The sequence below is a fragment of the Pseudomonas sp. TWP3-1 genome, from assembly GCF_049896625.1.
Lineage (GTDB): Bacteria > Pseudomonadota > Gammaproteobacteria > Pseudomonadales > Pseudomonadaceae > Aquipseudomonas.
Window position 1 is genome coordinate 277,852 of sequence record NZ_JAFCUQ010000002.1, and the last position, 17,337, is coordinate 295,188.

Sequence of the window (17,337 nt, forward strand, 5' to 3'; positions counted from 1 at the left end):
ATATGGCGCCGTACCGGCACTGACGTACTCAACAATACCCAGCCCACTTCAGAGGGCATTACCCATGGATAGCAGAACCTTACGCAACCTCATGCGCATTGTGCAGACCGGCTCGTTGTCGGCCGCAGCCGAGCACTCGTGCCTGACTGTGCAGGCGTTGGCCGCGCAGTTGAACAAGGTCGAAGAACAGTTCGGTTTCCGCTTGTTTCGCCGTTCCAACAAAGGTCTGACGCTGACGCCGCAAGGCACCGAGCTGACGCCTTATATGGATCGAGTGCTGATTGCTACACGGCAGATGGAAGAGAAGGTGGAAGCCTTGAAGGTGCCCGGCCAGCGCACCTTGAAGGTCGCGCTGAACAACACCTTGCCGCCGGACTTCAATCGACGAATGATCGGACGCCTGATCGAGGTTTTTCCCGACTATCAGATGGAATTCAGCTACGCCGAGTCGATGGAAAACCTCAGCAAGCTGAAGAATGAAGACTTCGATCTCGCGGTGCTGATCGGCCCGCAGCGGCCGGGGCTGCCGAGTATTGTCCTGCCGGAAGTGCAGGTACAGGTGGTTGGCGCGCATTGTGGTCAGGAGAATGATCCGCTGACCTTGCTCGGCAACAAGTTTCAGGTGCGTCCTGCAGAAGATTGTCCATATTCCCACAGCTTTTTGCGTTTTCTCGACGCCGGGCTGGGCAATCACGAGAACGGCCAGCGCATGATTTATTCGTGCAGCGAGACGTTGACCCTGTCGCTGATCACGCAAATGGATGCCGTCGGCATGGTTTCTCGCGAGGCCGCGCAGAAATACGGCCTGACGATTTTCCCCGGTTTCGAGGACTTCCTCGAAGTGCGCCTGGCGGTGAACAACCCGAATCTGTCCGGCAAGGCGCTCAACGACGTGGTCGATCTGCCGCTACATGAACGCGCCGAGCGCAATGTACGCAGCCGTCCCAACCGCCACACTGAGAAAGAGGTTTTTGCTGAAATACGCACATAACAACGTCGGAATGGCTGCGTAAAATTCCGGGCGGTCGAGCTGTATGTGCTGATCCTTGATCAACAAGGGAGTCAGGCTGATCGCAGCGACGATCGCCACCGGCAAGTATTCCAGCGCACGCGCGACGAACGGCGGCCAGTGCTCGGTGTTGATTTGCAGGGGCAAGGCGCGCGGCAGGAAGGTCACGGCCATCATCAGCGCTACCACCAGAATCAGGAACGTTTGGTCAGGCATACACCCACCCCGCAACCCACGAACGTGGCGATGAAGACATTGAACGGCGAGTTGCCGACCAGACTCAGCGCGCCCATGCAAACCACAGCGGCCAGCGCGGCGATGAGTTTGTTGCGCGTGTTGCACAACGAGACCAGCACATAGAGCATCATCGCGGTCAGCGCGTAATCCAGCTGATACTTGATCAGGTGCGCTGCATATTGCGCGCACAGCGCTCCGAGTAGCCCGCCCAGCACCCACGAGGTGTGGCAGAACAGATTGAAGCCAATCAGATAACGCACGTTGACCGGCGCGCCTTTGCCGAGTTTGACGCTATGGAAGGCGAACGACTCATCGGTCAGCCCGCCGGCGTAGCACCAGCGCTCCATGCGACTCAACCCCAGCGCGCGCAAGGCCTTGGCCATGTAGACCGACATCAGCATGTGCCGCGCGTTGATCAAGAACGTAGTCAGCACAATGGTCGTCAACGAAGCGCCGCTGCTGATCAGCGCCAGCGCCGCGAATTGCGAAGCCCCGGCGTACACGAACAAGCACATCGCCACCGGCAGCCACAGCGGCAGCCCGGCATTCACCGCCATCAGTCCGAAAACGAACGACACCGTGAAGTAACCGGCCACCACCGGACTGGCTTCGGCAAACGTGCGCGACGGCTGATGGCTGACCATCAGCGGCGCACTGCCGGACCTTTCATTCATAGATCCCTCTCAAATGTCCGTTCGCCGTGAGGCTCGCAAAAACCCTGGGCAGTCCAAAAACGCTTGCCCGCGAGGTTAGCATCGTCGACGAACAGAAACATCCGCAGCACACCGACCCGCTTCATGTCGGCGGATGCCGCTTCCACCAGGCGCTGGCCGACGCCTTGGCTGCGATAGCGCGGGCTGACGGCCAAGTGGTTGATGGTGCCACGACTGCCGAGCATGCCGCCGAGCACCGCACCGACGATTTCACCTTCGATGTCGAAAGCAAGATAGGAGGTGGTGGTCTTCTGGATCAGCACGCCGCGCAGGCATTTGGCATCCTGCCATTCGCAGAACGACACTTCGTCGAACTGGCGAAAGAAGCGCTCCATGCGCTGCGCGTCCTTGGCCGTGGCGCGTCGCAGCACCACCGGCGTCGAGCACTCGACGCCATCGATTTGAGTGATCTGATTAGCGAACAATGTCGAAAGCGGTCCCGGGCCGCGAGAAGGAGATCGCCAGAATCTGCCGGTACGCCATGGCATGGGAATGCGTGTTGCGCGCAGGGGTTACGTAATGGCGCATGTCGCGGTCGAGGAAGTAGGTGGTATCGAGGATTTCCTGGTAGGTGGTCGACGCCAGTTGCTCGCCATGGATGTCGTACAAACGACTTTCCGCGCCCTCGACGTTGTTGCGGCCCCAGAAGTGCACACCGCTGAACGGATAGCCGTCGCAGTGAATGCCTTCCGGGGTGATTTCAAGTTGTTTGCCGGGTTTGATCTCGATGCGGATCTGGTGAATCTGGCACTGCCAGATTTCCTCGTGCAGCTCTTCCGGCAAGACGTTTTTATACACTTCGAAATCGGTGTCGATCAGGCTGCGCATCACCGGCGAGTGCAGGACTTCTTCAGAGAAGTCGGCAAAGTGCCGCACTACGCCGCCAACGTAACTGTTGTTAGCCTTGGATTGCACGTACGCGCGATGTTCAAGTTGCGTGAGTTCGCGCGTCTTGGGGTTGTACTCGAAGTCGCTGTAACGACGGTAACGCATGCCGGCCTCGGCCTGACCGTAGTAGCTGTCAGGCTCCATGTTTTCCCAACTTTTGGTCAGTCTGACGAAGTCGGCGAAATGACCGTATAGATTGAAGTCGGCGCCCTGCACATTGGCGTATTTGTCGCGCCGTAGCGATTCGCCCACTTCTCTGTTTAAAACGATCATTACCAAATTCTCCGCTGCGTTGAGCGGCCTAATTTATTAGGTGGAGAATTTGCGTCCATGAGAAAGAATTTCAGGCATTTAAAGCCCCGTTTGAAACGCGATCTGCAGCAGCTGAAAAACAACTTTTTAATGACAAAAACACGGGTTATTTGCGCCTCTCAGGGAAAAACAGTCGAAAAAAAACCCCGAGCGATTCGGGGTTTTCTTACGAGTTTTACAACTCAACCGATCATCAGAAGATATTGATCGGGTAATCGACGAACACACGCAGCTCGTTGCCGCTGACGTTGTATTCGCTGGATTTCTGCGAAACACGCAGGATCGAGCTGCGCAGTTTCACGCTCAGGTCTTTAGCCGGGCCACTTTGCACGACGTACTTGAACTGGTTGAAGATCTCGCGCTCGGTGCCGCCTTCGCTGGTGGACGTGGTGATGTTGTCGCCACGGACATAGGCAAAGTTGTAGCTCAGACCCGGTACGCCAAATGCGCCGAAGTCCAGGCCGTAGCCCAGCTGCCAGCTGCGTTCGTCTTCGGCGTTGAAGTCCGACCAGTAGGAGTTGGCCAGGTAGATGGTGTTGCCACCGTCACCGACCCGACCCTGACCTTTCTGGTAACCGCCGTAGGCGTAACCCAGGTTGCTGTCGCCGGTGGAACGCTGGTGCGCCACGGTGAACGAGTGCGGGCCGGTGGCGAAAGTCGCTGCCAGGCTCCAGATCTTGTTGTCGTCGCCGGTCACACCGTTTTCGCGGACATAGGAATTGTCCAGCTTGGTGCGGTAGCCGTTGAAGTCCAGGGTCAGCGACTGATCCTTGTTCAGCGGGTACACGTAGTTGGCGTTGATGTACTGCTTCTTCAGCACGTCTTCAACGTCGGAAGCGTACAGCGCGCCCTTGAAGTGCTCGGTGAACTGGTAGCTACCGCCCAACACGTTGATCGCCTTCAGACCACCGCTGTCACGGCCTTCAGCGCTCTTGCGCGATTCGGCGGTGAAACGACCGGCATCCAGCTTCAGGCCTTTGATCTCTTGCGAAGAGATCATGGTGCCGGTGTAGCTTTCCGGCAGCAGACGCGAGTTGTCGTAGTTCAGCACCGGCAGGGCCGGCATCTGGTCGCCGTAGGTCAGCACTGTGTTCGACACACGGAATTTGACCGCTGCGCCAACCTTGGACAGATCATCAGCCGCGTTGCCGCTATCACCCTGCTTGAAGAAGTCGATACCGCCGGCGCCGCTGCGACCCTTGCCGCCGTCCAGACGCAGTGCGTACAGACCGAAGGCGTCTACACCGACACCAACGGTGCCTTGAGTGAAACCGGACGAGAACGTACCGATGGCCGCTTGGCCCCACTCGGCTTTGTCATCGTTGCCGTTTTTGTAATCACGATTGATGTAGGCATTGCGCAGCAGCACTTTGAGGCTGCTGTCTTCAACAAAACCCTTGGACTCGGCCTGGTCGTTAGCCATGGCCTGAGTGGCGCTCAACATCCCCAGAGCGATCAGACTGATTCGCTTATTCAACATTTTATTTTCCTTATTACGGGTTGAAACGCGCTGTGTCGAACGGCTGAAACGGCGCTATCGCGCTCTTTTTTCACCCCGAAACAAAAAGGCCCGCCCACGACAAAGTCATGGCGGGCCTTTTTATTATTTTGAGTCATGGCGGTTGGCCACAGGCGTTGGGCCGAATCGTAGCCGCGCCCTCAACAATGTGTCAATTTCAAGAATCGTCTTTAAATAGGCAAAAATCGTCTAAGGAAAGGCTTTATTGCGATAGGCGATTGCAGGAAAACGCCGGTAATCAGTGATTCTGTGGGGCTCAGGCGCAGCTGTCCGGCGTGCAAACCATCGAGGAAACGGACGACGCCGAGGCCGGAATCGCCTGACGCAACCATTCAGAAAATTCCTGCGGCTTGCCTAACCATGGGCTGATGTCGATCAGCGTGAAGTGGCCGTCCTGTTCCAGGGCAAAGGTCGGAAAGCCCTGGCCGCCAACCTTGGCCAGCAATGCGCGGCTGTTCTTGATGTGCTGCTCGATGTCGGCAGATTCGAACGCGGCTTCGAAGCTGCTCGCTGCATAACCGACTTCCAGCGCCAATTCGATCAGCACTTGTTTATCGGCGATCCGCCGACCTTCGAGGTAATGCGCGGTCTGCAATCGGCCAAGCAACTGTAAGCCACGGCCATCGAGTTTTTCCGCAGCGAGCACGGCAGCAATCGGCGGCGCAGAATCGAACACCGCTGTGTGATCGCGCAGCAACCCTTCGAAATAGGCTTCGCCAAATGGCTGCCCGCTGAACTCGGCAATGCGCCGGTCGTGGGGCATCACGTAATCGCGCAATTGCGGTGAAACGTTCTGGCGATTGGCGCCGGTCATCATTCCGCCGCCGTGGGCAATCACCGGCAGTACTGCTTGTGCCGCTTGAACCAGCGGTTTAGCGCCGTAGCACCAGCCGCACAACGGGTCGTAAATGTAATGAAGGATCATCGGAAAACTCCGGCAGGAAAGTAGGGAAAAATCGATGGCCGCACGTTAGCCCTTTGCTCGTTGCGGAAAAACGCTGGATTGGCTTCCAGTCTGTTTCGCCAATCGGTCGAATTCCGCCTCTGATAATTTGTATCAATCTGGAAACAAGTTGAAACAATCAAACCGGGGAACCTATAAGGAATTATTCACTACAGCAAATGCAAAGCATTACCATTCGCGCCCTCGAATTCCCCTACCCTTTCGGATGCGCCGATCAATGCCTGCCCCGTTCCGTCTCACGCCCGTCACTCTTGGTCTTTCTGCCTTTTTGTCTTCCGGTTTGGCTTACTCCGCGACCGAACTCCCCGCCACCTCGATCAGCGCCGAAGCGCAGGCCGACGACCCGCGGGTGAAAGTCAGCAACACCGCGACACGCACCTCGACTCCGGTGCGCTACGTGCCGCAGGCGATCGATTCGATCAAGACTGCCAACGTTGCGGATTACGGCACCAATGACATCGAAGATGCGCTGAGCGGTATTCCCAACGTCAGCGGCGGTGGTGACACGCGTTTTGACAGCCTGCGCATCCGTGGTTTCGACGCCAGTAACGACTTCTATCTGGACGGCATCCGCGACGACAGCCAGTACAAACGCGACCTGCACAACATCGAGCGTGTGGAAGTGCTCAAAGGCCCGGCGGCGGTTCTGTACGGTCGTGGCAGCCAGGGCGGGATCGTCAACCGCGTGAGCAAAATGCCGGAATCCGGCCGCCGCTCGACCATCGAAGCCCAGGGCGGCAGCGAGGATCTGCGCAGCCTGTACGCCGACCTCAGCACCGACCCGAGCGAGAACATCAGCCTGCGCCTGAACATGGGCAACATGGATGAAAACAGCTTCCGCGACGGTGTCAGTGGCAACCGCAAACTGTTTGCGCCGTCGATGAGCTGGCAGCTCACGCCAGACTTGAACTGGTTGGTGCAGTACGAATACAGCCGCTACAACCGCACGCCGGATCGCGGCATTCCGGGTGTCAACGGGCGCCCGGCGGACGTCGGCCGCGATACCACCTACGGCAACGATCACGATTTCATCGACGACAAGTCGCAATCCCTGCGTTCGAAACTCAGCTACGAACTCAGCGACAACTGGCAACTGCGCCACACCCTCGGCGTGTTCAAGCTCGACAGCGATTTCGACAACACCTACCTGACCGGTTACGTCCCCGCGACCAACAAGGTCACCCGCCAGCACTGGCAGCAGGATCTGAACACCCGCAACATCTACAACAACCTCGAACTCGAAGGCGGATTCGACACCTTCGGCCTCGAGCATCGCCTGCTTACCGGAGTCGAGACCGGCAGCCAGCGCCGCGACCCGACGCTGTACAACGCCGCCACCGGCCGTGGCATTCAAGCCGTGCCAGCGCTGGATCTGTACAACCCGGATCGCAGCTTGCGCCACACCGGACGCATGCAGGTGGCGAGCAGCAGCCACACCGAAGTCGAAAGTCGTGCGATCTATGTGCAGGATCAACTGCGCCTGAACGATCAATGGCAGATTCTCGCCGGCCTGCGTTACGACACCTTCGACATCGAGTCGACTAACAAGCTGCGCAATATTTCCGAAGACCGTGACAGCCACAGCACCAGCCCGCGTGTGGGTGTGGTCTGGACGCCGCTGCAAAATCACTCGTTCTACGCCTCGTGGACCAAGACCTTCTCGCCGGTCGGCGGCGGCTTGATCGGTATTACGCCGGGTGTGGCCGGCAACAGCAACGACCTGAGTCCCGAGCTGACCAAGCAGAAAGAAATCGGCGTCAAAAGCGACTGGCTCGACGATCGCCTGAGCACCACGCTGGCGATCTATGAACTGGAACTCTACAACCGTCGCACCACCGACCCGGTCGATCCGACCCTGACCGTCATGAGCGGTTTGCAGCGTTCGCGCGGGATCGAGTTGACCGGTACCGGCCAGATTGCCGGCAACTGGTATGTGCGCGGTGGCGTCGGTGTGCAGGACGCGAGCATCGTCAAAGACAACAACGGCCTGGAAGGCAAACGCATCAGCAACGTGGCCAAGCGCAACGGCAGCCTGTTCCTGACCTGGAAACCGGAGATGGGCTGGTACGCCGAAACCGGTCTGACCCTGGTCGGCCAGCGTTACGCCGACAATGCCAACACCACGGTACTGCCGGGTTACGGCCGCTGGGACGCGCTGGCCGGTTACCGCATGAAGGATTGGGATCTGCGTGCAGCGCTGAACAACATCACTGATCGCGAGTATTACGATTCGGCGACCAGTGCTTTCCAGATTCAGCCGGGCGCGCCGCGTAGTCTGGTAATGACCGGGACTTACAGTTTCTAACGCAAAAAAAAAGCGCTGCCATCCCGGCAGCGCTTTTACCAATCCTTGTTGTTCTGCTTATCCCTCCATCACATCCCACAACGCATCCAGTTCGGCCTCGCTGAACAGGTCAGCGGGGTAACGCTCGATCATCATCCGGCGCGGATCAGGTTCCCTGATCTGACGCGTTCCATTGGACTTCAACCAGTGCGCGACAATCTGGAGCGACTCAGTATTCACAGGCATGGGATGCAACGTTCGCTCGCTGATTACGTTCACTTCGGCGTTCATTTCAGCGCTCCCTCCCCGTTCGTGAGCGGCTACGTTATCCAAGGTTCATGACAGAATTGTTGAAGTTGTCCTTCACTCTCTGTGCATCCAGACCAATACAAGAGCTATGCCAATGTCTCGCGATTGTCGACCAGCGGACATAAAGAAACCCGCAGTCCTGTCGGGCTGCGGGTTTCTCTTCAAACGGCGATGGCTCGGGCGATTATTTAATCAACTCAAGCTGTTACGTCGGCACTCACTCTTTGTGCGGCGCGGGCTGCTGTTGGGTAAGGCAGTGAATATTGCCACCGCCCAGTAACAGTTCACGGCCCGGCACCATTACCACTTCGTGCTGCGGGAACAGGTTCTGCAGAATTTCTCTGGCCGGACCGTCCATCGGATCGTTGAAGCTCGGCGCGATGATGCCGCCGTTGACGATCAGGAAGTTCACGTAGGAGCCTGCCAGCCGCACCGCAGGATTACGCTCCTGAGTGCCGTCCACCGGATCGACGCCAGCGCACTCTTCCTCGGTCGCATACAGCGGCCCCGGAATCGGCATCTTGTGCACCGTAAATGGGCGACCCTTGGCATCGGTGCTGTTTTGCAGCACTTTCATTGCGGCCTGGCAGCGCGGGTAGTTCGGATCCTGTGGATCATCAGTCCACGCCAGCAGCACTTCACCCGGACGCACGTAGCAGCAGAAGTTATCCACATGGCCGTCGGTTTCGTCGTTGAACAGACCGTCCGGCAGCCAGATGATCTTATCCACAGCCAGATTGGCGCTGAGTACCGCTTCGATTTCTTCGCGGCTCAGGTGTGGGTTGCGATTGCGGTTGAGCAGGCATTCTTCGGTGGTGATCAGCGTGCCTTCGCCGTCGACATGAATCGAGCCGCCCTCCAGCACGAAGCCTTCAGTGCGATAACGCGGGCTGCGCTCGATTTCGAGGATCTTGCCACCGACCTGCGAATCGCGATTCCACGGCGAGTACAGACCGCCATCAAAGCCGCCCCAAGCGTTGAAATCCCAGTTCACGCCGCGCACTTCGCCGCTGTTATTGATGACGAACGTCGGGCCGCTGTCGCGCACCCAGGCGTCATCACTGGACATCTCGACCACACGGATATTTGGCACGTCGAGGCGCGCGCGGGCGTTTTCGTACTGGCCGGCGGACACTGCCACGGTAACCGGTTCGAAACGCGCGATAGCCTTGGCCACTGCAGCGTGAGCCGCTTGCGCTGGCTTGCCACCCAGACGCCAGTTGTCCGGACGCTCGGGCCAGATCATCCAGGTTTGAGTTTGCGGCGCCCACTCGGCCGGCATGTAGAAGCCATCAGCGCGGGGGGTACTTTTCAATGTGGTCATGGCGATCAGGACTCCGGGAAACCGACGAGGTTTGCAAATTCAGCAATGGCGACTTTATAACCGATAAATATCGGCAATAGAAGAAAATTAACCGCCACCCATCTAAAATACGAAGAATAATACAGATATAAATCTGCTTTACAGACCTTCATCAAGCACTTTGGCCAGCATGTCGACAAAGAAATCCACGCTTTGGCGCGACGTGACCATCGGCGGTTTGATCTTCAATACGTTGAGATAGTCGCCCGTGGGCTGCATGAAAATCCCCAACTCGCGGAGACGATCGCACAGCAGCGTGGTTTCTTCAGTCGCCGGCTCCAGCGTTTCGCGATTGCGGACCAACTCAACGCCCAGATAAAACCCCGAACCATGCACCGCGCCCACCAGCGGATGTTTATCGATCAGCGCTTGCAGCCGTGCCTTGAAGTGCGCGCCCACCACTTGCGCGTTCTCCCAAAGCTTTTCTTCTTCCATCACATCCAGCACCGCCATGCCAATCTGGCAGCTCAGCGGACTGCCACCGGCAGACGAGAAGAAGTAGCCTTCAGCCTCCAACGCCTCAGCAATTTCCCGGCGAGTGATCACCGCGCCCAGCGGCTGTCCGTTGCCCATGCCTTTGGCCATGGTGATGATGTCCGGCACCACGCCCTGTTCCTCGAAACCCCAGAAGAAATGCCCCATACGTCCGTAACCGACCTGCACCTCGTCGGCGATGCACACCCCCCCACGCGCGCGGACTTTTTCGTAGACCGCCTGCAGATAACCCGGCGGCAGCGAGATGCCGCCAGCATTGCCATAGACCGGCTCGCAGATGAACCCGGCCAGTTGCCGTTGCTGTTCATCGATTTTTGCCAAGTGATGTTCGACGCTGCGCACGTAGTCCGGCGCCGAATCAACGCCGCGAAATTCGCCGCGATAGGTGTTCGGCGCTGTCACCGCATGCACCCAGTCCGGCCGGCTGCCGAGGGCTTGCGGGTTGTCGGCAATCGAGGTCGATACCGCATCCGCGCCGACTGTCCAGCCGTGATATGCCTCAAGCACACTGAGCATGTCGCGACCACCGCTGTAGGCCCAGGCCAGACGGATCGCCAGGTCATTCGCCTCGCTGCCACTGTTGACCAGAAACACCCGGTCCATGCCTTCCGGCGCCAGTTTCAGCAAGCGCTCGGAAAACTCCGCCACCGCCGCATAGTTGAAGCGCGAGTTGGTGTTGAGCAGCGACCACTGACGGCTCGCAACGGCCGCCATGCGCGGGTGACCGTGACCGAGCACCGCAACATTATTGAGCATGTCCAGATAGGAACGCCCCTGCATGTCGATCAGGTGATTGCGCCAGCCGCGTTCGATGCGCGGCGGGTCAACGTAATAGTGCTTTTGGGTACGGGCGAAACTGGCATCACGCCGAGCCAGCAAGGTTTGCCCATCCAGCTCCGGTTCGGCATCGCACGCCAGTCCCAGCAGCGCCGCTGGCGACGGGCACAATGCTTGCCACGCGGCTGCGCGCGAGGGCGTGCAAAACAGCGGCGCGTCGAGTTCAGCATCACGGATCAACTGCACGATCAACGGGCCGTTGACCGAACCCAGCACTTGTCCTTTTACCAGCGCGGCGCCGCTGTGCAGCGAGGTGACAATGCCCCACAGCCGCACGCTCAGTTGCGGGCCGTCCAGACGTAGCCCGCCATCCGCAGTTTGATGCAGCACACCGGCAAACGGCGCTTCCACCGTCGCGCCATCCGGCACGCGGAGTTCGACGTGCAGCGGGAAAGTCTCCGGCTCGTCAGCGCAATCGGGCCGCGTGCGCGACAACCGATATTGCCCATAGCGACTCGCAGCCAGACCATGCGCAGTCGCCGCTTCACTCAACAGCCGCTGATCAACGCCCTGCTGCTCCCAGTTGCCTGCCTCGAAATGCGGGCTGAGTACGCCAAGATCGATCAGCGCGAATTCGCGGCCGACCAGACCGGGTAACAGCGGCGCAAAACCTTCGCTGTCGATAGCCGGCAGACTCTGCCCGACCGTAGTGAGAATCGCCGCTTCCATCAAGCCCAACGGCACCGAAGTAGCAACGTGGAAAATCTCCCACTCGTGGCTGAGATTGTCACGGCTATACGTATTGCCGGGATCGATGCTGACCTGTTGCTCGCCGCTGAGCACCAGTACCGCCGCCCGCGCGACGATCAATGGCCAGAGCGCCAGCAGCTCAGCGTGTTGCAGTGGATTGACCGCGTGATACGCCTGCACCGCCGGCAGGATGACAAACGGATCGCCACCGGCGTGATGCAGCAGCGCTGCGCAGGTCACCGACAGATCGGTAATCCGCCACGTGCGAATCAGATCGCCGAAATCGATCACGCCTTGCAGTTGCCAGTGGCGCAGGGCGTCGCGCTGCCAGACTACGTTGTCATCAGTAATGTCCATGTGAATAGCTTGCACCGGCAGCTTTTCCAGCAACGGCTGCAAGCGGCGCTCGGCGTGCTGCGCAGCTTCGGCGATCAGCGTGCGCTGCTGCTCGTTCTTGATCACCGGCAGCAAATGACTGATCAGCGCGCTGGCATGGCGCGCATCCCATTGCAGCGTGCGTTCAAGGCCCGGATGGTCGAACCCGGCCAGGGCCAGATCCATCTCGCCGCAGAGTCGGCCAAAACCGGCCACCACATCGGCGCCCAAGTGGTCGAGGTGAGTCAGCGACTGGCCTTCGATGTAGCCCAGCAGCCGCACATGCACCGGCTCACCGTCAATCTGCAGCGACAGCAGACCTGCACCGCTGTTGGACGGGATCACTCGAGGGACATGCACGTTCGAATGTTCCGCCAGATACTTGAGGCCGGCGTGCTGGGCCTGCAACTCCGCCAGCGAATAATCGCCACGGCAGATCTTCAGGACGAATCGTCCGCGCTCGCTGTCGACTCGATAGTTGAGATCCTGCTGACTGCCCAGCGCCTGCAACGTACCGCTCAGCCCGTAATGCACCGCCAGCACATGCAGCGCCTGCTCCACTGAAACCTGCGGGCTGGGCAAACTGGCGCGGTGAATCAACGTGGCGAACGACATGGAACGACCCCTGAAATTTTATTAGGTGCTTATATCGCCATTGCTTCTGGCGATAAGCAACCCCTTATACCGGTCGCAGATCCGGTCGCGGTGGATGCCTCCCATCGACAGAGCGCCAGTCGAATTTTCCTACAGCATTCTCGGATTGCCTTTCACCTCTCCCCGCTTCACCCTAGTGTCCAAGGATTTCTCAATATCAAGGATAAATGCTCCAGATGACCCTTCGCCGTCTTGCACTCACAAACAAAAAGGTTCGCAATATTCCTCGTCGGCTGAGAGCACTCGCGGCATGGGCGGCAGATTTCGACGGCTATTTTCCTGAGCACCTTACGGCGCAGCAGAAGTACAGCAACTGGAAAATTCCGGTCATCACATCACTGGTCGAAGGGAAACAAGCGACCACAGCTATCCGCAAAGAATGCGCGCAATCGATGATTGACGCCGTTCACCACCTGATTATGGCAAGGCCGAAAGACGCGCTGGACTGTCGGATCGTTGCGTGCATTTGTCTTCCGAGCATGTTTTCCAGTGAGATTTGCATCTACACCGATCTCGAGTACCACCGCAGCCACATTCCATCTGCCGACTCTGGAAGCGTCGAAAACACAATGAGCCTCGCGGCAGACTGGGGACTGGTTCTACCAGAGGGCGTGAAAGAGCGGGGGCTGAGCTACATGACCGAGGACTGGGATGATCAACCTTATGAGGAGCATCAGTGGTATTTCGGTGAGGTCGACTGAAGCATCTCAAGATTGCTTTGCGCACGCCGATCACCGGCTGGCCATCAGTGAATCCATCGTTGAACCAAAACAAGGCACTCGCGTCGCTCGACGCTTTACGCAAGAATGTCCGCCATCTACGCTTATCCACAGGAGCTCCCATGAATGTAATCACCACCGACCTGCCCGGTGTTCTGATCATCGAACCCAAGGTATTTGGTGACGAACGCGGTTTCTTCTACGAAAGCTTCAACGCCAAGGCTTTCCGGGAAGCAACCGGTCTGGACACGCAATTTGTCCAGGACAACCATTCCCGCTCGCAAAAAGGCGTGTTGCGCGGCCTGCATTACCAGCTGGAAAACGCTCAGGGCAAACTGGTGCGTGTGACTGTTGGTGAAGTGCTCGACGTAGCCGTGGATATCCGCCGCAGCTCGCCGAATTTCGGCAAGTGGGTAGCTGTGCGCCTGTCTGCTGACAACCATCGGCAACTTTGGGTGCCGGAAGGTTTTGCCCACGGTTTCGTGGTGTTGAGCGAGTTCGCCGAATTCCTCTACAAGACCACCAACTACTACACGCCATCGGCCGAGCGCGCGATTCGCTGGGACGACCCCGATCTGGCCATCGACTGGCAGTTGGGCGCAGAACCGAAACTGTCCGCCAAGGATCAGGCCGCGTCGTTCCTCAAGGACGCTGAAGTTTTTTCCTGAAACCTTGTACGAATCTTCCACGGGCGCGCATCCGACAGCGGGTGCGCAGACTAAGCCCGTGGGCCTAGGCATAATGCGTCTGTTCCCTCAGGCGTTTGATGCTCATGACTCCACCACTCCCCCGCGGACCTCGCTGGCGCAGCCTCGCCCTGCTGGCCCTGTGCCTGGCTCCGCTGCTGTGGCCGCTGGAGCATCTGGCCGAGCGCTATTACCGCAGCGAACTGGCCGGCCAGAATCGTCAGACCCTCGACCTCTATGTGGCCAATCTGCTGGGTACCCTGCACCGCTACGAAGTGTTGCCGCAGATTCTCGGCGATCTGCCGGCCCTGCGCAGGGTGCTCGGCGCACCGGACGATGGCGTCACTCAGGGCAACGCCAACCGCCTGCTGAAAAACATCGCCGCACAGACCGGTGCCGAAGTCATGTACCTGATGGACACCAGCGGCAAGACGCTGGCGGCGTCGAACTGGGATAAACACGACAGTTTTGTCGGACGCAATTTTTCCTTCCGGCCGTACTTCAGCGAGGCCATGGCCGGGCGGCTTGGACGCTTCTTCGGTCTGGGCACCACCTCGGCCAAGCGTGGCTATTTCTTTGCTGCTGCGGTGCGCGACGGCGAAAAAGTCATCGGCGTGCTGGTGATCAAAGTCGACCTCGATCACACCGAAAGCCTGTGGGGCAAAACGCCCGAGCAACTGCTGGTAACCGATCACAACGGTGTAGTCATTCTCACATCGCGCCCGGAATGGCGCTTCCGCTCGACCCGTACGCTGAGCGACGCCGAGAATGCCGCCATCACTGCGATCCAGCCCTATCCGACCCGCGAACCACGGCCGCTGGACCTCAGCCCGGCAGCCTGGCTGACGCAGACCCACGACATCGCGGAAACCGGCTGGAGCGTAAGCATCCTCGCCCCACGGACCTTGATCGATCGCCCGGTGCGCACCGTGGTCGCCATCGGCGGCGCGACTCTGTTGGTGGTGATGCTGTTGCTCGGTCTGATGATGCAGCGTCGGCGCCATTATCTGGAACGCATTGCCTTTGAGGCCAAGGCCCGGCGAGAACTCGAAGGCCGGGTTGCCGAACGCACCAGCGATCTCGAAGGCCTCAACCGACGGCTGAAACAGGAAGTATTGGAGCGTGAACAGGCCCAGCAGGAACTGGTGCGCGCTCAGGACGATCTGGTGCAGGCCGGCAAGTTGTCGGCATTGGGCACCATGTCGGCGAGCATCAGCCACGAACTCAACCAGCCGCTGGCGGCGATTCGCAGCTATGCCGAGAACGCCGAAGTGCTGCTCGATCACCAGCGCACCGATGATGCCCGTGGCAACCTCAAACTGATCAGTGAGCTGACCGGACGGATGGCCTCGATCATTGCCCACTTGCGCGCCTTCGCCCGCCGCGATCGTCATGCGCCGGAAAGCGTCGCCCTGCAACCGGCGCTGGACGATGCCTTGGCGCTTCTGGCCAAACGGCGCAGGAGCATGGATGTCGAGTTGATCCGCGACCTGCCCGCCGCGACGCTGTGGGTCGAGGCCGGCGAAACCCGCTTGCGCCAGGTACTCGGCAATCTGTTGGCCAACGCTCTTGATGCCCTGACCGAGAAAGGCCCGCCGCGCAAACTCTGGCTGAGTGCCGAAGCCACCGCCGATGGCGTCAACCTGTACATTCGCGACAATGGCCCGGGGTTCTGCATGGAAGCCCTCGGCCGCGCCAGCGAACCCTTTTACACCACCAAGACCCGCACCCAGGGTCTGGGGTTGGGCCTGGCAATCTGTGAAACCCTGATGCGCGCCTTTGGCGGTGAACTGTCGTTCGCCAACCACAAGCAAGGTGGCGCCTTGATTACCCTGCGGCTGCGCGCCGGTGCGCCCGGGGTCAGCCTGCAACCGTCCGAGGACCGAAGTGCATGACCATCGACAACCGCATTCAGGTGGTGCTGATCGACGACGATCCGCACCTGCGACAGGCCCTCGGGCAGACACTGGATCTGGCCGGTCTGAAAATTCTGCCGCTGGCCGAGGCCAAAGGTCTGGCCGGGCAACTCGAACGCGACTGGCCGGGCGTGGTAGTCAGCGATATCCGCATGCCGGGCATGGACGGTCTGGAGTTGCTGAGCGAACTGCACGCTCAGGATCCGGAACTGCCAGTGCTGCTGATCACCGGCCACGGCGACGTGCCGCTGGCCGTCCAGGCGATGCGCGCCGGGGCCTATGATTTTCTCGAAAAACCCTTCGCCAGCGACGCCCTGCTCGACAGCGTGCGCCGCGCCCTGGCCTTGCGCCGGTTGGTGCTGGACAACCGCAGCCTGCGCCTGGCCCTGAGCGACCGCAATGAACTGAGCACGCGGCTGGTCGGTCAATCCGCCCCCATGCTGCGCTTGCGCGAACAGATCGGCGCGTTGGCGGCGACCAAGGCCGACGTGTTGATCCTCGGCGAAACCGGCGCCGGCAAAGAAGTGGTCGCCCGTGCATTGCATGACTTGTCGAGCCGTCGCAACGGCCCGTTCGTGGCAATCAACGCCGGTGCGCTGGCTGAGTCGGTGGTCGAGAGCGAACTGTTTGGCCATGAACCCGGCGCGTTCACCGGCGCGCAAAAGCGCCGGATCGGCAAGTTCGAATTTGCCAATGGCGGCACACTGTTCCTCGATGAAATCGAAAGCATGAGCATGGATGTGCAGGTCAAACTGCTGCGCATGCTGCAAGAGCGCGTAGTAGAACGGTTGGGTGGCAATCAGTTGATCCCGCTGGATATCCGGGTCATCGCGGCGACCAAGGAAGACCTGCGCCAGGCTGCGGACCAGGGGCGTTTTCGCGCCGACTTGTATTACCGCCTCAACGTCGCACCGCTGCGCATTCCGCCACTGCGCGAACGCGGCGAAGATGCGCTGGTGCTGTTTCAGCACTACGCCGACGAAGCCAGCGCCCGTCACGGTTTACCGCCGCACGAACTGCAACCGGCGCAACGCGCGCTGCTGTTGCGTCACACCTGGCCGGGCAATGTCCGGGAATTGCAGAACGCGGCGGAGCGTTTCGCCCTCGGTCTGGAACTGGCGCTGGACAACACCGAGTCAGAGGGCCATGGCGGCGCGTCATTGGTACTCAGCGGCGGCCTCAGCGAGCAAGTCGAGCATTTCGAAAAATCCCTGATAGCCGCCGAACTCGCGCGTACGCACAGTTCCGTGCGCAGCCTCGCCGAGGCCTTGGGCATTCCGCGCAAGACCCTGCACGACAAACTGCGCAAGCACGGCTTGAACTTCGCCGACAGCGGTAGTCACACAGACGATTGCGAATGAACACTT

The 17,337-nt window shown here is 59.5% G+C and carries 15 protein-coding genes; 6 read left to right on the forward strand and 9 right to left on the reverse strand.

Features of this window, described 5'->3' with window-relative positions:
* Positions 1-64 precede the first annotated feature (64 nt).
* Complete coding sequence (locus ACP7BN_RS04455) at positions 65-991, forward strand: LysR family transcriptional regulator (protein WP_426201929.1); 927 nt, start codon at positions 65-67, stop codon at positions 989-991.
* On the opposite strand, the gene ACP7BN_RS04460 is transcribed toward ACP7BN_RS04455, so the two are convergent.
* The 6 genes from ACP7BN_RS04460 to ACP7BN_RS04485 all read right to left on the reverse strand — a co-directional run bounded on the left by ACP7BN_RS04460 (position 908) and on the right by ACP7BN_RS04485 (position 5,603).
* Entirely contained in the window at positions 908-1,225 is a 318-nt protein-coding gene (locus tag ACP7BN_RS04460) for an AzlD domain-containing protein (protein ID WP_420646795.1), read from the reverse strand. The two genes, ACP7BN_RS04455 and ACP7BN_RS04460, sit on opposite strands and share 84 nt — an antisense overlap.
* The gene (locus ACP7BN_RS04465; RefSeq protein WP_426201931.1) at positions 1,204-1,920 is read right to left on the reverse strand and encodes an AzlC family ABC transporter permease; all 717 of its coding nucleotides are present in this window, start codon (positions 1,918-1,920) and stop codon (positions 1,204-1,206) included. The genes ACP7BN_RS04460 and ACP7BN_RS04465 overlap by 22 nt, the downstream gene beginning before the upstream one ends.
* Positions 1,917-2,294, reverse strand: a complete 378-nt coding sequence (locus ACP7BN_RS04470; protein WP_426202207.1) for a GNAT family N-acetyltransferase — start codon at positions 2,292-2,294, stop codon at positions 1,917-1,919. Before ACP7BN_RS04470 ends, ACP7BN_RS04465 begins: the two co-directional genes overlap by 4 nt.
* 79 nt (positions 2,295-2,373) lie before the next feature.
* On the reverse strand, positions 2,374-3,120 hold the full coding sequence (locus tag ACP7BN_RS04475; RefSeq protein WP_420646793.1) for a 2OG-Fe dioxygenase family protein: 747 nt from the start codon (positions 3,118-3,120) through the stop codon (positions 2,374-2,376).
* Between the two features lie 232 nt (positions 3,121-3,352).
* Positions 3,353-4,639 (reverse strand): OprD family porin, encoded by a 1,287-nt coding sequence (locus tag ACP7BN_RS04480; protein WP_426201933.1) that lies wholly within the window; start codon positions 4,637-4,639, stop codon positions 3,353-3,355.
* Positions 4,640-4,934: 295 nt separating this feature from the next.
* Positions 4,935-5,603, reverse strand: a complete 669-nt coding sequence (locus tag ACP7BN_RS04485) for a DsbA family protein (protein WP_426201935.1) — start codon at positions 5,601-5,603, stop codon at positions 4,935-4,937.
* Positions 5,604-5,859: 256 nt separating this feature from the next.
* On the opposite strand from ACP7BN_RS04485, the gene ACP7BN_RS04490 reads away from it, so the two are divergent.
* Positions 5,860-7,947, forward strand: a complete 2,088-nt coding sequence (locus ACP7BN_RS04490) for a TonB-dependent receptor (RefSeq protein ID WP_426201938.1) — start codon at positions 5,860-5,862, stop codon at positions 7,945-7,947.
* Positions 7,948-8,004: 57 nt separating this feature from the next.
* On the opposite strand, the gene ACP7BN_RS04495 is transcribed toward ACP7BN_RS04490, so the two are convergent.
* The 3 genes from ACP7BN_RS04495 to ACP7BN_RS04505 form a co-directional block, all read right to left on the reverse strand.
* Entirely contained in the window at positions 8,005-8,217 is a 213-nt protein-coding gene (locus tag ACP7BN_RS04495; RefSeq protein ID WP_420646789.1) for a hypothetical protein, read from the reverse strand.
* 235 nt (positions 8,218-8,452) lie between these two features.
* Positions 8,453-9,559, reverse strand: coding sequence for an agmatine deiminase (gene aguA, locus ACP7BN_RS04500; RefSeq protein WP_426201940.1), 1,107 nt, complete (start codon positions 9,557-9,559; stop codon positions 8,453-8,455).
* A gap of 138 nt (positions 9,560-9,697) precedes the next feature.
* Complete coding sequence (locus ACP7BN_RS04505; protein WP_426201942.1) at positions 9,698-12,610, reverse strand: aminotransferase; 2,913 nt, start codon at positions 12,608-12,610, stop codon at positions 9,698-9,700.
* 215 nt (positions 12,611-12,825) lie between these two features.
* On the opposite strand from ACP7BN_RS04505, the gene ACP7BN_RS04510 reads away from it, so the two are divergent.
* The 4 genes from ACP7BN_RS04510 (at position 12,826) to ACP7BN_RS04525 (ending at position 17,331) form a co-directional block, all read left to right on the forward strand.
* Entirely contained in the window at positions 12,826-13,350 is a 525-nt protein-coding gene (locus ACP7BN_RS04510) for a DUF3916 domain-containing protein (protein WP_426201943.1), read from the forward strand.
* A 140-nt stretch (positions 13,351-13,490) separates the two neighbouring features.
* Positions 13,491-14,036, forward strand: coding sequence for a dTDP-4-dehydrorhamnose 3,5-epimerase (gene rfbC, locus ACP7BN_RS04515; RefSeq protein WP_426201945.1), 546 nt, complete (start codon positions 13,491-13,493; stop codon positions 14,034-14,036).
* Between the two features lie 104 nt (positions 14,037-14,140).
* Positions 14,141-15,949, forward strand: a complete 1,809-nt coding sequence (locus tag ACP7BN_RS04520; protein WP_426201948.1) for a sensor histidine kinase — start codon at positions 14,141-14,143, stop codon at positions 15,947-15,949.
* A complete protein-coding gene (locus ACP7BN_RS04525) occupies positions 15,946-17,331 on the forward strand; it encodes a sigma-54-dependent transcriptional regulator (protein WP_420646783.1) in 1,386 nt (461 codons plus the stop codon). Before ACP7BN_RS04520 ends, ACP7BN_RS04525 begins: the two co-directional genes overlap by 4 nt.
* Positions 17,332-17,337: the final 6 nt, after the last annotated feature.

Bases quoted from the DNA above. Each gene is read 5' to 3' on its own strand.
- ACP7BN_RS04460 (WP_420646795.1), bottom strand. From the start codon at position 1,225: ATGCCTGACCAAACGTTCCTGATTCTGGTGGTAGCGCTGATGATGGCC.
- rfbC (WP_426201945.1), top strand. From the start codon at position 13,491: ATGAATGTAATCACCACCGACCTGCCCGGTGTTCTGATCATCGAACCC.
- ACP7BN_RS04465 (WP_426201931.1), bottom strand. From the start codon at position 1,920: ATGAATGAAAGGTCCGGCAGTGCGCCGCTGATGGTCAGCCATCAGCCG.
- ACP7BN_RS04525 (WP_420646783.1), top strand. From the start codon at position 15,946: ATGACCATCGACAACCGCATTCAGGTGGTGCTGATCGACGACGATCCG.
- ACP7BN_RS04490 (WP_426201938.1), top strand. From the start codon at position 5,860: ATGCCTGCCCCGTTCCGTCTCACGCCCGTCACTCTTGGTCTTTCTGCC.
- ACP7BN_RS04505 (WP_426201942.1), bottom strand. From the start codon at position 12,610: ATGTCGTTCGCCACGTTGATTCACCGCGCCAGTTTGCCCAGCCCGCAG.
- ACP7BN_RS04495 (WP_420646789.1), bottom strand. From the start codon at position 8,217: ATGAACGCCGAAGTGAACGTAATCAGCGAGCGAACGTTGCATCCCATG.
- ACP7BN_RS04455 (WP_426201929.1), top strand. From the start codon at position 65: ATGGATAGCAGAACCTTACGCAACCTCATGCGCATTGTGCAGACCGGC.
- ACP7BN_RS04510 (WP_426201943.1), top strand. From the start codon at position 12,826: ATGACCCTTCGCCGTCTTGCACTCACAAACAAAAAGGTTCGCAATATT.
- ACP7BN_RS04475 (WP_420646793.1), bottom strand. From the start codon at position 3,120: ATGATCGTTTTAAACAGAGAAGTGGGCGAATCGCTACGGCGCGACAAA.
- ACP7BN_RS04485 (WP_426201935.1), bottom strand. From the start codon at position 5,603: ATGATCCTTCATTACATTTACGACCCGTTGTGCGGCTGGTGCTACGGC.
- ACP7BN_RS04480 (WP_426201933.1), bottom strand. From the start codon at position 4,639: ATGTTGAATAAGCGAATCAGTCTGATCGCTCTGGGGATGTTGAGCGCC.
- ACP7BN_RS04520 (WP_426201948.1), top strand. From the start codon at position 14,141: ATGACTCCACCACTCCCCCGCGGACCTCGCTGGCGCAGCCTCGCCCTG.
- aguA (WP_426201940.1), bottom strand. From the start codon at position 9,559: ATGACCACATTGAAAAGTACCCCCCGCGCTGATGGCTTCTACATGCCG.
- ACP7BN_RS04470 (WP_426202207.1), bottom strand. From the start codon at position 2,294: ATGGAGCGCTTCTTTCGCCAGTTCGACGAAGTGTCGTTCTGCGAATGG.